The organism is Limnohabitans sp. WS1 (assembly GCF_003063265.1).
Classification (GTDB): domain Bacteria; phylum Pseudomonadota; class Gammaproteobacteria; order Burkholderiales; family Burkholderiaceae_C; genus Limnohabitans_A.
Genome location: NZ_NERU01000008.1, coordinates 137,195 through 152,141, shown reverse-complemented (window position 1 = coordinate 152,141; position 14,947 = coordinate 137,195). Strand labels below are relative to the sequence as shown.

Genomic DNA, 14,947 nt, shown 5'->3' with positions numbered 1-14,947 from the left:
GTGTTTTGTGCCCACCATTTTGTTTTTATCGGAGTCGTGTTTGCTTGACCGCAAAAGCGGCGCAGCCCAAAGCGTGCGGGCGCAGCTCAAGGCCCTGGCCCGTGCAGGTTGGCAAGCCCATGCACTGACCATGACCTTGTTTGATGGTCCTCAGGAGTACCCGCTGGCACAAGTGCATCCCGATTTGTCGCCACTGCCGCCAGTTGGCAGTATTTGGGTTCAAGAGGATGAGGGTGTGACGCACACTTTGTATGTGACCCATTCCACCGTGCATCAAACAGTGCGGCCTTGGGCCTTGAGAGCGTTTTTAGAGGTCGCACAGCAATCCTTGACGCAGTTGCAGCCCGACGTGGTGCTGACCTACAGCTCGCCCATGCTGCAACCGCTATTGGCCCAGGCCCAACAGCAGGGTGCACGCACGGTGTTTTATTTGGCCAACCCGAGTTATGCCTCAGCTGGCCCCTGGCCATTCCGGTTTGTCGACACGTTTTTGCTGCCCTCGCAGGCCTTGGTGGACTTGTACCGCAAGCGGCTGGCGCAGCCTTCGGGCGTGTTGCTCGCACTGGACGGGTCGGATGCTTTGGGCACGCCGCCTGAGTCTGGCGCAGCTGAAGTGGCACAGCCGAGCCCGCCGGACTTTGAAGCCGTGGTGTTGCGCGACCTGGTGCAGCAGCACATGGACGGGCAGCGCAACCTGGCACCCGGCCGCGTGGCGCAGCGCAAGGCGCAGCGTTTTGTCACCCTGGTCAACCCCGACCCGGCCAAGGGTGGCCAGTTTTTTTTGAACCTGGTGGAGCAGGCCCGGGTGTTGGCACCCGATGTGCGGTTCAGGGCAGTGGAAAGCCGCTGGGGCCGGGATGAGTGGGCAAGCCATGGTATTCCGGCAGCGGTGCTGGACAGGGTGGACTGGTTGCCCCATACCGACGACATGGGTCGGGTGTTTGAAGAGACCGCGATTTTGTTGGTGCCCTCTTTGTGGTTCGAGGCGTCGGCCCGGGTGGTGGCCGAGGCCCTGCTGGCCGGTGTGCCGGTGCTGGCCATGCGATCAGGCGGCATTGAGGAGCAGCTCAACAAGGGCGGCATTTTGTTTGACCCGCCGCCAGCCTTGCAGGTCAATCACCTGGCCGCCCCAGAAATGAAAGACTTGCACCAGTGGGTGCACTTCATACGGGTGCTGATGGACGACGATGCGCTGTACACCCAAGCGGTGCAGTTGGCATTGACAGCATCGGCCCTGCACCAGCCTGCTCGATCCCAGGCTGCGGCTTTGGCCATTTACGATGCCATGGCCCGACAGCCTTTGCTGCAAAGTTTGTCAGCGCAGCCGGACATGCAGCAGCAGCTTGCCGCTCAGCGCCAACGGATGAACGCTTTGCGTGAGTCGATCAATGTTCAGCAGTCAAAAACAGCGTCCATGCAGGCTTGGAAGGAAAACGGCAACAACAGCCCTTATGCGCCTTTGTTCAAGCAGTCGCTGTCGCAACCAGCCATTCGTGAAGCGATGCAGGCGGTCAAGGTCAAAGACTTGGACCGCGCTCGGGCGATATTGGAGCAGTACCTGCGCCTGTTGCCCGAAGACATCACCGCGCTGGGTCTGTTGGCCGAGGTGGCCGATCGGCAAGAGCGTGAGGTAGAGGCACGCCGCCTGATGGAGCGGGTGGTGGCGCTGGCCCCGGGTTTTATGCAGGGGCACCAGCAGCTGCTGCGCTACCTGCGTGCTGCGGGCGATGCCGAGGCGGCACTGGTTCACAGCTTTGCCCGCCTTGAACACGCACCGCACCACGCGCGTTACCTGGGCCTGCACGCAGGCCTGCTGGTTCAGGCCAACCGCTTTGAAGAAGCCTTGGCGGTTTATCAGGCCTATTTTCGCCAGCAGCCCGGCACGGCCCAAGACTGGATGCAATATGCGCTGGCGCTCAAAACCTTGGGCCAGCAGGAGCCGGCGGTGGCGGCCTACCGCAAAGCCATTGAACTGGCCCCGGGCCTGGGGGCCGCTTGGCACGCGTTGTCAAACATGAAGCTGGCGGTGTTCACCCCGGCCGATGTGGCGGCCATGGCGCAGCAGTTGGCTCGCACCGACCTGAGCGCCGAGGACCGCTACAACATCCACTTCACGCTGGGCAAGGCGCACGAAGACCAAAAGGCGTATGCGCCTTCGTTTGAACACTATGCTCAGGCCAACGGCATACGCCGCAGCCAGAGTGACTACGACGTGAGCCGCTTGGAAGACTATGTGGCCCAGGCCAAGGAGACCTTGACAGCGGCATTTTTTGCCGAAAGGCAAGAAGTGGGCAACCAGGCCATTGACCCGGTGTTCGTGCTGGGCCTGCACCGGGCTGGCTCTACGCTTACCGAGCAGATTCTGGCCAGCCACAGCCAGGTGGAGGGCACGCGTGAGCTGCCCGACATGTTGACCATTGGGCGTGAATTTGGCGGCATGGGGCCCAGAAGTGCCGGACGCCTGAGTGCTGGGCTGCTGACCGATCTAAGGCCAGCTGAGTGGGCAGTCCTTGGCCAGCAGTACCTGGACAGCAGCCGTCAAGCACGCCATACCCATCGGCCTTTGTTCGTTGACAAAATGCCTGCCAACTGGATGTACACCGGGCTCATTCACCTGATGCTTCCCAGGGCCAAGATCATTGATATCCGTCGCCAGCCCATGGCGGCAGGGTTTGCACTGTTCAAGATGAATTTTGGCCGCGGCGTGGACCACAGCTACGACCAGCGCGACATTGCACGCTACTACCGTGCCTACGCCGACCTGATGGCGCACTTTGACATGGTGTTGCCAGGCCGGGTGCACCATATCCAGTACGAGTCACTCGTGGAAAACACCGAGTCCGAAATTCGCCGCTTGGTGGAGTACTGTGGTCTGCCGTTCGAGTCGGCCTGTTTGCGCTATTGGGAAACCGAACGTGCGGTGCAGACGCCCAGCTCGGAGCAGGTGCGTCAGCCCATCTACAAGGGTTCGGTGGAGGTGTGGAGGCACTACGCCGAATGGCTGCAACCCATGCGAGAAGCCTTTGGTGACTTGATTTGAAGATGGTCCCCAGCCATCTGCCCACGAACATGAGCCTGGCACCCCAAGCCGTGGTCACAGCACTGGTACCGCCCATGTTGACCGTGCATGTGTTTGTATGGGATGCGTGCAGCGCCCATGCCCCCATCCAAGCGGACTGGCAAGCCCTGTGTGAACGCCTGCAAGAGCAGGACATGCGCTGCGTGCGCCATGCCCGTCAGGCACAGCCCCCCATGACTCTGATCCATGAGCCGATGGTGATGGTCTCGGTGGGCGGCGATGCACAGGACTTTCCAGAGCTGAATGCTTTGCCGTGGGTGCAGCGCCGGGGCTGGTTGCATGTGCCCGATGTGTCCCGGGTGGATCCGAATGCCTTGCTCAATTGCTGGCTGAGCGCCACCGACCCCTTTCCAGCTGAGCTGACTGCTCACCCGCCTAAGGCCGATTTGCCGCCACAACCGCTGGTGAGCGTGTTGACAGCAGCCTACCGTTCGGGCCCCCGTTTGCAGCGGGCGTACCAGTCTTTGTTGGCGCAAACCTATCCGCACTGGGAGTGGATAGTGGTGGACGATTCCGGCGACGATTGCGCCACGTTTCGTGACTGCATTGCCCCGTTGGATGACCCACGGGTGGTCAAGGTCATGCTGGCAGAGCACATGGGCCGCATTGGTTCGGTCAAGCGCATGGCAGCGAGCATGGGGCGTGGCCACATCTTGCTGGAGCTGGACCACGACGACGAACTGATGCCCGATGCCTTGCAGCGCCTGTTGGAGGCGTTTTTGGCGCATCCGCAAGCCGGTTTTGTGTTTGGCGAGTGTGCCGAGGTGTACGAGGAAACCGGGTTATCGCATTGGTATGGATGGGATGCTGGCTTCGGTTATTCGATGTACTGGCGTCAGTGGGACGCATTGGGTGGCCAGGTGGTGAGTGTGCAGCGCACGCCCGACATCAATGCCCGAACCGTGCAGCACTTGGTGGGTTTGCCCAACCATCCTCGTGCATGGACTCGGTCTTTGTACGATGCGGTCGGGGGCTATCGAGCGGGATTGACTGTGGCCGACGATTACGACTTGCTGATGCGCAGTTTCTTGCTGGGGCGCTTTGTGCGCGTGCCCCACCTGTTGTACCGGCAGTACCGCAATGCAGGGGGGCAGAACACCACTTTCATCCGCAATCGCCAGATTCAGCGTTTGTGTGCTGCTTTGGAGCGTTATTACAGTCCGCGAACAGCGCGACGGCTGGCCGATTTGCAATTGCCGCCGACCAGGGCGTTGCCCTTTGCAAGGGTGTGGACTTGTGCCGACGCCGACCCGCGCTGGGCCACTGCAGGGCTGTGCCATGTGGGCAACAACGACTCTCTGCCCGAATTGTGGGTCTTGCCCTATGGCGACACTCAGGTTACCCAAGCTCTGGAGGCTGCACTGCAACAAGCGCAGGCCATGGGCTGGCAGTGTGCGCCGATGGTGGTGGTGGGTAATGTGCCCGAGTTGCGGCTGGAAGAGCTGGCCGCGCAGGCACCGCCTGGCGTTTTGCGCTGGTGGCGCATGGCACGGAGCTGGCCCCTGGCCGACATGCTGCGTTATGGACGCCAGCTGGGCGCCGGCCTGCCACGGGTGGTGCACGGTGTTGACGCAGGCATCAGCGCCAAGCCATCCAAAGGGGGTCGCCCCAGCTTGCGCTATGTGGACCGTTTTGGCCTGGCCACACCCGCTGACCAAGGTTTTGATCGCTTGCATGTGCTGCACGCATTGCAGCAGCGTTTTGGCTACCGTGCCTATCTGGAAATTGGCACCGACACCGATGAAGTGTTTTCTCAAATGACCGGGTTGGACTTGAAGGTGGGCGTAGACCCGAATTCAGGCGGCAACTACCGCATGACGTCCGATGCATACTTTGAGCAAAACCGTCGTTTGCCAGAGGCCAGTCGATCACGCTTTGACCTGATATTCATCGATGGTTTGCATGAGTACCAGCAGGTGCTGCGAGATGTGGACAACGCGCTGGAATGTTTGTTGCCCGGCGGCACCATTGTGTTGCATGACTGCATGCCGTCTGCGCAGTTGCAGCAGCAGGTACCGCGCCCCAAACCCCATTCGTTTTGGACCGGGGATGTGTGGAAGGCGATTTTTGATTTGCGCGCTCGCCCCGAAGTGGACGTGGCTGTAGGGTGTTTCGATTGGGGTGTGGCCGTGTTGCGCGTGCGATCCAACAGCAGGCCCTTGGTGCTGCCGCCTGGCATTTGGGATTGGCAGTTTTACATCACACACTGCAAAGAAGGACTTTACCCTTTGGGTTACGACGACCTGTTGCGGTGGGTGGGGGTTGATACACCTGAAAAGAAAGATTGCGATGCCAATGGCTGAAATGAGACCCTGGGTGCACTTGGCCGCTTCCACTGCCGTACCTGGTTATTTGCAGGGTCTGCGTCAGCCTGTGCTGCGCTTGATATTGGAGGTGGCTGCACCGGCGGTACAGACCGATCAGGTCAATAGCAAGCATTTTGCTGGTGCGAACACCTGGTCTGCCTGCACGCCATGGCCCAGCGCCAATGTATTGGATGGTCAACCTTTTGAATTGCAAAATTGCCCCGCTTGGCTTTTCTGGCTGGCTGAAGGCTTGGTGCGCTTGCAACTGACGGCCGGTTGGACGGTTTTCGAAATGCCCGTGTTAGAGGCATGGAAGCCTCTGCCCGACCATGCGGGTCAAATCCAGGCCGTGCTATTGGTGCCCGGACCCATGCCGACGGTATTGAGTTCGCTTTTACCAAGTGTGCTGCAGGCATTGAACCAGCGATTTCATTCACCGGCTGATCCCGCAAAGGCCGAGTTGGACCGTTGGCTCAAAGCCTTGGTCCGCTGGGCACCTGCGGGCAACAACAACCGATACATTTTGCAGGCGGCTGCGGCCAGGGGCATTCCGGTATTGCCTTTGCCGGGGGGAGTCTTTTTGCTGGGTTGGGGGCGGCATTCACGCTTGTTCAAAAGCACCATCACCGATACCACCAGCGCCGTGGCTACGGCCTGGGCCAAGGACAAGGCGGCCACCAACGCACTGCTGCGCATGGCTGGGCTGCCAGTGCCCGCACAGAAGCCAGTGGCTTCGCTGGAGGTCGCGTTGAAGGCGGCCCAACAAATGGGTTACCCGGTGGTTTTGAAGCCGGTTGATTTGGACCAAGGTATCGGGGTCGAGGCTGATCTGCGCGACGAAACGCAATTGCGCCAAGCCCATGCACGGGCTTTGCGACATGGGCGTCCTTTGCTGCTGGAAAAGCATGTTCCTGGCGAGGATTTCCGCGTGTACGTGGTGAACGGTGAATTGTTGGGGGTTGCCCACCGACAGCCTGCCCAGGTGGTCGGTGATGGGCGTATGGACGTGGCTCAGTTGGTGCAGGCCGAAAATATGCGTCGCCAACAGGCGGGCATGTCATCGATTTACAAGCCCATTGAGTTGGACGAGGAGGCACGGGACCTGATGTCGCGCAGTGGCTTGAACCCCTCGTCGGTGTTGGCATCAGGGCAGGTGTTGCGTTTGCGTCGCTCTGCCAATTCGTCGCGCGGTGGAACGTCGGTGGATGTCACCGCCAGGATCCATCCTGACAACCTGGCTTTGTGTGTGCGGGCTGCGGCGGTATTGCGGCTGGATATTGCCGGTCTGGACTTGTTGATGCCGGATGTGTCGCGCTCATGGAAAACCGTGGGGGCTGCCTTTTGCGAAGTGAACGCCCAACCTCAAATGGGCGGGGCTCAGCCCTGGATTTTTGACAGCATTTTGCAGCGTTATGTAGTTGACCAGGGTCGCGTACCAGCGGTGCTGGTCTTGGGTCCACCGGGTCCACCGGTGATGGGCAGGGCTGTGGCTCAAGCTTTGAACGCCTATGTCGGGTCGGTGACGGTGGTGCAAGGGCAGGGTCAACACTTGTTGGAGCGTACCCGGGCGGCCATTGTGCAGCCGTCTTTGGGTGCTGTGGTGGTTCAAACCGATGGCGTGGGGCTTGAAGAGGTGGGCTTGCCCCTGGACACATGGGATGTGTTGGTGCTGAGTGGCTGGCACTGGCCAACTGGTGCCGCAGGCGGAGATTGGACCTGGCTCGCACGGCATGTGCGTGGTGTGGTGGTGTGGGATGAGGCATCCTTTGTGTCCCTAGGTGCCCAAGCACTGGCAAGGGCCAGTGCGACTTGGCCCATTTGGCAGGCTTGGGCGGCTCAGCAGCCACCCATTCCCGGCAACGGCACCGTGGACCTGCCACGGCTGCAGCGGGTGGCAGGGCCCCAGGCCGTGTCTGCAGCAGTGTTGCGCAGCGTGCAGGTCTTAGGCCGTGCTCGCACCAAAGTGACCTCTAGGGAGAATTCTTGATGAGCCCAGAACACCCGCGTTTGCCACATGCCGTGATCGCCACTTGCTCAGACAACCTGGGTGATGACGTTCAAACTCTGGCTGCCATTCAGTTTTTGAAGAAGAAGGGCATCCAGCCGGCTTTTGTCATGGATCGCGAGCGCTTGTCGAGCTACAGCGGACCGGCCTGCAAGCTGCTCATGAACGGTTGGTTCATGCATGACCTGGCGTTTTTTCCGCCACCGCCCCAGGTCACGCCCATTTTCATCAGCTTTCATTGCGCCAATGAAGCGCTGATTGCCAGCCATGTGGCCTACTTTAAAGCCCATCAGCCCATTGGTTGCCGCGACCTGCATACCCAGGCGCTGTTTGAAAAGCACGGGGTGCAAGCCTATTTCACCGGGTGCCTGACGCTGACCTTTGACCCCGGTCCGGTCGAGCGAGTAGGGCGGTACACGGTGGATGTGAACACCTGCCCGTACATTCCGCCTGTGGCGGTGGACTTGTCGGTGCTGGGCGAGCATGTCTTGATTCACCACGATGTCCAGGACGCGGCGCTGAAAACCAATATGTCGCAGCGTTTGGCAGTGGCGCGGGCCTTGCTCGCCAAATACCAGCAAGCCGAGCTGGTGGTCACCAGCCGATTGCATGTGGCGTTGCCTTGCAGGGCATTTCGTACCCCTTGCATCTTTTTGCATTCGAATTTGCAAGACACCCGCTTCAGCGGGCTGGAGGCGATTTTGAGCGGGTCGGACACGCTGGAAAACGCCGTGAGCCGCATTCCCGACGAAGCGCTGGTCAATGTGCTGCGAGGGTTTGATGCCCTGGCGCTTTGAACCAACCCTGGTTACCCCCGACATGAACCCAGTCGCCCCCACTGCCTGGTGACAAGTCATGAATATGGAGATTGAATGTGATAGTTGGACAATCAAAGATAGGCAAACAACAGGTTCGCCGCAGTTTGAGCAGTCTGCCCTTGTGCTGGTTATGAGGGGCCTTCTGTCAGCATCTTCCCTGGCTGCTGAGTACAGCTCTCCGCTGTTGACCTTGGTGGGGACACCATGTCTTCATCTTCAGGGGGTGGAGGCTTTGCCATATGGAGCGTGAGACCAGCAACATGGGCCCGATTGAAGAAAGCTTGGCCCCGCAAGTAATGTCGTATTTGACGGACTTGTTGCGCGATTTTGATGGCGCAAGGCCAACATTCGACAAGCGAGGTGAACGAACAGAGGCTTCATCGTTGGATCAGGTTCTGGCGATTTTGGCAAGTCGGCGATTCACCCATTTGAGTCGCCAGCAGTCGCTTGGCCATTTGTTACGAATGCGAGCCCCTTTGCTGGCGGACATGGCTGCGGGGCGGCCTTTGCGCTTTGCTTACGACTTGGGCCCAGGCTATCACGCGAGTGTTCGGCCTGATTTTGGTGCCTTGTGTTTTGTGCCCGGTTTGGGTGAGTTGTTGGCGCTCAGGCAGATTGCGCTGTTTGACCAAGCGGTGTCAGCGGTGTATGCCCCAGGGGTGGACTTCTCACTGGTCATTGATGACTTGTGTGCTTGGGCGTCCAACGGCATTGCACTTGAGTTGACCGCCAGCTATGTACAGCGCTTGCAGGCCTTGGTGGCGGCTGTGGGTCTGCACCGCAAAGTCTGTGTGTTGGCCGAGTCGGCTGTGGTGTCGAAAACCGACTATGGCTGTGCTGTAGATCGGACGCCCCTGCTCGCATGGACGGGCGCTGTGACTGCGGCCGATCAAGAAAACGTCAGCCGTTTTGTGGGCCGCGCGTGTTCTGTGTCTGAAGCATCGGAGTATTTGGCCCGCTATCAACGGGCGCAGGCTGTGAGTGATGCGCTCATGGCCAAACATTTGCCTGGCGTGCGACTGACGCAGCGGTCAACGGCGCAATGCCTGGGGTTTCGTTGTTTTGCAGGCAGTGACATGCGTTTGCAAACGGGTGAAGTGGATCTGTTGGTGACTGAGCGCGAGAGCAAAAGCGGGACTGGGTCCGAGAACTTACGGCCTTGCTTGATCACCAGCCGCAATGCGGCCCAGCACCGGCGTTGGCCTTTGCAGCTTTTACACCTGCCCGCTGATTGGCCTTTGCCCATGGGGGCTGTGCATGTGGCTTTTTGCATGAAGTCGGTGAGTATGGAACTTAAATATGTCGATTGAACACAACGCAGAGGCGGCGTTAAATGAGCACCGCAATCTGACCATCACGCCACATTTGCGGCATCTGGAGGCCGAGAGCATTCACATCATTCGCGAAGCGGTGGCTGAGGCTGAAAATCCGGTGATGCTCTATTCGGTGGGCAAAGACAGTTCGGTCATGCTGCATTTGGCCCGCAAGGCGTTTTATCCAGCACCTCCGCCTTTTGCGCTGCTGCATGTGGATACGCGGTGGAAGTTTCAAGAGATGTACCGGTTTCGCGATCACATGGCTCAGGCCAGTGGCATGCAATTGTTGGTGCACATCAACCCTGATGCGATTGCGCGTGACATCAATCCCTTTGACCATGGCTCGGCAATGCACACCGATGTGACCAAAACCGAAGGCCTCAAGCAGGCGCTGGATCAGCATCGGTTTGATGTGGTGTTTGGCGGTGCGCGGCGCGACGAGGAGAAGTCTCGTGCCAAGGAGCGAATTTTTTCACTGCGCAGCGCAAGCCACCGCTGGGACCCTAAACAACAGCGCCCAGAGTTGTGGAACTTGTTCAACACGCGCACAAAACCGGGGGAGAGCATCCGGGTTTTTCCACTCTCCAATTGGACTGAGCTCGATATTTGGCAATACATCCATCAAGAGTCGATACCGGTGGTGCCGCTGTATTTCGCCAAAGTTCGGCCCGTGGTCGAGCGAGGCGGGATGCTGCTGATGGTGGATGACGATCGATTTCGATTTTTACCAGGCGAGAAAGTGGTCCAAAAGCAGGTGCGGTTTCGCACCCTGGGTTGCTATCCGCTCACTGGGGCGATCGAGTCCAACGCTCAGACCCTGCCCGAGATCGTGCTGGAGTTGATGCGCGCACGGCAATCTGAGCGGCAAGGGCGTGCGATTGACCGAGATGCCTCGGCCAGCATGGAGAAGAAAAAGCAAGAGGGGTATTTCTGATGTCGCGCGATGTTGTGAAATCCATGGAAGATTTCTTGTCTCAACAAAGGGGCCAAGATTTGCTGCGGTTCATCACTTGCGGCAGTGTGGACGATGGCAAAAGCACCTTGATTGGCCGCTTGCTGTGGGACGCTCAGCAGTTGCTGGATGATCAAATCGTGGCATTGAAGGCGGAATCCAAAAAACATGGCACTCAGGGCAAGAACATTGATTTTGCGTTGCTGGTGGATGGTTTGACGGCAGAGCGGGAGCAGGGCATCACCATCGATGTGGCTTATCGATTTTTTGCCACTGCCAAGCGCAAATTCATCGTGGCCGACACGCCCGGACACGAGCAGTACACACGCAATATGGTGACCGGTGCCTCAACGGCCGACATGGCCGTTGTTTTGGTCGATGCAAGCGTGGGTTTGTTGACTCAGACGCGTCGCCACGCGTTCTTGGCATCCTTGATGGGCATTCGCCATGTGGTGCTGGCCGTCAACAAAATGGATCAGATGGCATTCAGTGAGGGTGCGTTCAGGCGGATTGAAGCGGCTTTTACAGCCTTTGCCGGTACTCTGGGTTTTGAATCCATCACGGCCATTCCGATCAGTGCTTTGAAGGGTGACAACATCACCGAAGAGTCTCCCCACACAAAATGGTATTTGGGCCCCAGCTTGATGGCTTACCTGGAGTCTGTGCCGGTGCACAAGACGCCGTCTGCCCGTTGGGTCTTTCCTGTGCAGTGGGTGAATCGGCCCGATGCGTTTTTCAGGGGCTTCAGTGGGACTGTGGCCGAGGGCTCGGTCAAGGTGGGGGATGAGGTGCGTGTCACGGCATCTGGCCAGTTGGCGGTGGTGTCCGACATCGTGACGATGGACGGTTCTTTGCCCCAAGCCCGCGAAGGTGAAGCCGTGACGCTGTGCCTGGATCGGCCCATCGATGCTTCCCGGGGAGATGTGCTGGCTTTGAGCCGTTTGCCTTTGGAGATGACCGATCAGTTCGAGGCGTCTGTGGTGTGGATGCACGCCGATGAGGGTTTGATGGGGCGTCAGTACGATTTGAAACTGGCCACGCAGTGGACATCGGTGTCGATCACCGAGATCAAGCACCGTGTGGCGGTCGATACTTTGGCGCATGAGGCATGTCGGTCCTTGCAGCTCAACGACATCGCTGTTTGTAAATTGGCGACAAGCCGACCGCTTGTTTTTGATGCTTATGAGCGCTCTAAAACTTTGGGCAGTTTCATTTTGGTGGATCGCGCTACCCAGTCCACAGTGGCGGCAGGCATGATCCGCCATGGCCTTCGGCGTGCACAAAACGTGCACCGTCAGGCCTTATCGGTAGCACGCCCAGACCGTGAGCGGCTCAATGGCCACAGGGGACGCGTGGTGTGGTTCACCGGTTTGTCGGGCTCGGGCAAATCGACTTTGGCCAACGCCCTTGAAGTGGCCTTGCATGCCCGGGGTGTGCGCACCTATGTTCTGGATGGGGACAACGTGCGTCAGGGTTTGAACCGCGATCTTGGCTTTACACCGGCCGATCGGGTGGAAAACATTCGCCGCATCGCAGAAATCGCCAAGCTGATGATGGACGCGGGTTTGGTGGTGTTGACCGCGTTCATTTCGCCTTATCAACGCGAACGGGCCATGGCCAGGGATTTGATTGGGGCTGACGATTTTGTAGAAGTGTTTGTGAGCACGCCCCTGACGGTTTGCGAGCAAAGGGACGTCAAGGGGCTTTACCAACAAGCGCGAGCGGGCAAGATACCGAACATGACGGGCGTCAACAGCCCCTATGAAGCCCCCGACTCACCCGATATCACTGTCGACACCAGCGCCATGTCCTTGGAACAAGCCGTTCAAATGTTGATCGAACGATGGGCGAGTTGATCGAAAAAAAACCATCCCGAGGGATGGTTTTTTTAGAGGGCGAGATGACTCGGTTTATCAATACAGACCCGTGAAGATTGAAGTGAACGGCTTTTTTCGGGCACCGCAATCAGTGTGGGAGCCCCGCCCTCGGGGGGAAGGGTGGTGGTCTGCGAGGCTCTATCGCGGCGAGGGCGCCGTTCTCACAAAAAATCCGTTCTTGCAAACTTCATTGGGCCTGATCAATGGGCAGCCGCTGAAGCCAGAGCGGCATTGAAGGTGGGGCTGGGGCACATGACGGCTTGGAGCTTTTCCTGGGACGGGAAGTAGTAGCCACCAATGTCAACGGCTTGGCCCTGAACGGCATTGAGCTCACCCACGATGGTCATTTCTTGCTCGGTCAGTGTTTGGGCCAGCGGCGCGAACTTGGCTTGAAGTTCCAGGTCGTCCGTTTGCGCGGCCAACTCTTGCGCCCAGTACATGGCCAGATAAAACTGGCTGCCACGGTTGTCCAACTGGCCTGTCTTGGGCGAGGGGTTTTTGTTGTTGTCCAGCAGTTTGCCGGTGGCCGCGTCCAGGGTTTTGGCCAAAACCTTCGATTTGCTGTTGCTGGTTTTAATGCCCAGGTCTTCCAGCGACACGGCCAGCGCCAAAAATTCACCCAAGGAGTCCCAACGCAGGTGGTTTTCTTCCACCAGCTGTTGCACATGCTTGGGGGCAGAGCCGCCTGCACCGGTTTCGTACATGCCGCCGCCGGCCATCAATGGCACAACCGACAGCATCTTGGCCGAGGTGCCCAGTTCCATGATGGGGAACAGGTCGGTCAGGTAGTCGCGCAGGATGTTACCGGTGGCGCTGATGGTGTCTAGGCCGCGCACAACGCGCTCCAGGGTGTAACGCATGGCACGCACTTGGCTCATGATCTGGATTTCCAGACCGGCTGTGTTGTGCTCGTGCAGGTACATCTTGACTTTGGTGATCAGCTGGGCTTCGTGGGGGCGGTACTGGTCGAGCCAGAACACCACGGGCATGCCGGAGTTGCGGGCACGGGTGACGGCCAGCTTGACCCAGTCACGGATCGCGGCGTCCTTGACCTGGCACATGCGCCAGATGTCGCCGGCTTCGACGTTTTCGGACAAGAGCACTTCACCGGTGTTGATGTCGGTGATGTTGGCCACGCCGTCTTCCGAGATCTCGAAAGTTTTGTCGTGCGAGCCGTATTCTTCAGCCTGCTGAGCCATCAGGCCCACGTTGGGCACCGTGCCCATGGTCTTGGGGTCGAAGGCGCCGTGCCACTTGCAGAAGTTGATCATCTCCTGGTAAATGCGGGCGAAAGTCGACTCGGGCATCACGGCCTTGACGTCTTTCAGGCGACCGTTGGCGTCCCACATCTTGCCGCCATTGCGGATCATGGCGGGCATGGAGGCGTCCACGATCACGTCGTTGGGCGAGTGGAAGTTGGTGATGCCTTTGGCCGAGTCCACCATGGCCAGCTCGGGACGGTTCTCGTGGCAGGCATGCAGATCACGCTTGATTTCGTCTTGCTTGGACTGGGGCAGGCTGGTGATCTTGTTGTACAGATCGGCCATGCCGTTGTTCACGTTCACGCCCAATTCTTTGAACAAAGCGCCGTGCTTTTCAAAGGCTTCTTTGTAGAAGATCTTGACGCAGTGGCCAAACACGATGGGGTGCGACACCTTCATCATGGTGGCTTTGACGTGCAGCGAGAACATCACGCCAGTCTTGCGGGCGTCTTCAATTTCTTTCTCATAGAACTCGCACAGAGCTTTTTTGCTCATGTACATGCTGTCAATGACTTCGCGGTCCAGCAAGGAAACTTTGGGTTTGAGGATGATAGTTTTGCCGCTTTTGGTGATCAGCTCCATCCGCACGTCGCGGGGGCGGTCCAGGGTCATGGATTTTTCGCCATGGTAGAAGTCGCCCGCATGCATGTGTGAAACATGTGAGCGCGACGCCTGGCTCCACTCGGCCATGCTGTGGGGGTTTTTGCGGGCAAATTCCTTGACGGCGCGGGGGGCGCGGCGGTCGGAGTTGCCTTCACGCAGTACGGGGTTCACGGCCGAGCCGGTGCACTTGGAATAACGGGCCTTGATGGCTTTTTCTTCGTCGTTGCTGGGGTTTTCTGGGTAGTCGGGCAGGGCGTAGCCCTTGGCCTGCAGTTCTTTGATGGCGGCAACCAACTGGCCAACCGAAGCGCTGATGTTGGGCAGTTTGATGATGTTGGTGCTGGGCAAGAGTGTCAACTTGCCGAGCATCGACAGGTTGTCGGGTACTCTTTGCTCAGGGGGGAGCAGGTCAGAGAATTCGCCCAGAATGCGGCCAGCCACAGAAATATCGCTGGTTTCAATTTCAATGCCTGCGGGCTGAGTGAAGGTGCGAATGATGGGCAAAAAGGATGCTGTTGCCAACAAGGGGGCTTCATCCGTCAAGGTGTAAATGATTTTGGAGCGGGCTGTAGGCGTGGTCATCGTGGTACTGATTTTTACAGGATGAAAAGTGAGACCACTATCTTAAACCAAGCATGCCCACAGCTAGCTGACGAAATCCTTGGTGTTTGTCCGGTGTTTTTGGCTGTTCGGGGGCGGTGGCTCGGGTAAGGGCACCTTGGTGGTGGT

General features: G+C 58.7%; 8 protein-coding genes. 7 read left to right on the top strand and 1 reads right to left on the bottom strand.

What is annotated here, in order from left to right; genetic code table 11:
* Positions 1 to 40: 40 nt before the first annotated feature.
* From B9Z48_RS11980 to cysN, 7 genes are all read left to right on the top strand, one after another.
* Positions 41 to 3,040: a sulfotransferase gene (locus B9Z48_RS11980; protein WP_158273254.1), complete on the top strand. Its 3,000-nt coding sequence runs from the start codon at positions 41 to 43 to the stop codon at positions 3,038 to 3,040.
* A gap of 29 nt (positions 3,041 to 3,069) precedes the next feature.
* Positions 3,070 to 5,382 carry a glycosyltransferase gene (locus tag B9Z48_RS11975; protein ID WP_158273253.1) on the top strand — a complete coding sequence of 771 codons (2,313 nt, stop codon included), beginning with the start codon at positions 3,070 to 3,072 and terminating at the stop codon, positions 5,380 to 5,382.
* Between the two features lie 19 nt (positions 5,383 to 5,401).
* The gene (locus B9Z48_RS11970) at positions 5,402 to 7,372 is read left to right on the top strand and encodes a hypothetical protein (protein WP_158273252.1); all 1,971 of its coding nucleotides are present in this window, start codon (positions 5,402 to 5,404) and stop codon (positions 7,370 to 7,372) included.
* Complete coding sequence (locus B9Z48_RS11965; RefSeq protein ID WP_108378646.1) at positions 7,372 to 8,187, top strand: polysaccharide pyruvyl transferase family protein; 816 nt, start codon at positions 7,372 to 7,374, stop codon at positions 8,185 to 8,187. The genes B9Z48_RS11970 and B9Z48_RS11965 overlap by 1 nt, the downstream gene beginning before the upstream one ends.
* A 485-nt stretch (positions 8,188 to 8,672) precedes the next feature.
* Complete coding sequence (locus B9Z48_RS11960) at positions 8,673 to 9,518, top strand: hypothetical protein (protein WP_146186276.1); 846 nt, start codon at positions 8,673 to 8,675, stop codon at positions 9,516 to 9,518.
* Positions 9,508 to 10,458, top strand: a complete 951-nt coding sequence (gene cysD, locus B9Z48_RS11955) for a sulfate adenylyltransferase subunit CysD (RefSeq protein ID WP_108378642.1) — start codon at positions 9,508 to 9,510, stop codon at positions 10,456 to 10,458. Before B9Z48_RS11960 ends, cysD begins: the two co-directional genes overlap by 11 nt.
* Before the next feature lie 23 nt (positions 10,459 to 10,481).
* Positions 10,482 to 12,332, top strand: a complete 1,851-nt coding sequence (cysN, locus tag B9Z48_RS11950) for a sulfate adenylyltransferase subunit CysN (RefSeq protein ID WP_108378690.1) — start codon at positions 10,482 to 10,484, stop codon at positions 12,330 to 12,332.
* A gap of 221 nt (positions 12,333 to 12,553) precedes the next feature.
* On the opposite strand, the gene B9Z48_RS11945 is transcribed toward cysN, so the two are convergent.
* Complete coding sequence (locus B9Z48_RS11945; protein ID WP_108378640.1) at positions 12,554 to 14,800, bottom strand: NADP-dependent isocitrate dehydrogenase; 2,247 nt, start codon at positions 14,798 to 14,800, stop codon at positions 12,554 to 12,556.
* Positions 14,801 to 14,947: the final 147 nt, after the last annotated feature.

Bases quoted from the DNA above. Each gene is read 5' to 3' on its own strand.
- B9Z48_RS11975 (WP_158273253.1), top strand. From the start codon at position 3,070: ATGAGCCTGGCACCCCAAGCCGTGGTCACAGCACTGGTACCGCCCATG.
- B9Z48_RS11965 (WP_108378646.1), top strand. From the start codon at position 7,372: ATGAGCCCAGAACACCCGCGTTTGCCACATGCCGTGATCGCCACTTGC.
- B9Z48_RS11960 (WP_146186276.1), top strand. From the start codon at position 8,673: ATGCGAGCCCCTTTGCTGGCGGACATGGCTGCGGGGCGGCCTTTGCGC.
- cysD (WP_108378642.1), top strand. From the start codon at position 9,508: ATGTCGATTGAACACAACGCAGAGGCGGCGTTAAATGAGCACCGCAAT.
- cysN (WP_108378690.1), top strand. From the start codon at position 10,482: ATGGAAGATTTCTTGTCTCAACAAAGGGGCCAAGATTTGCTGCGGTTC.
- B9Z48_RS11945 (WP_108378640.1), bottom strand. From the start codon at position 14,800: ATGACCACGCCTACAGCCCGCTCCAAAATCATTTACACCTTGACGGAT.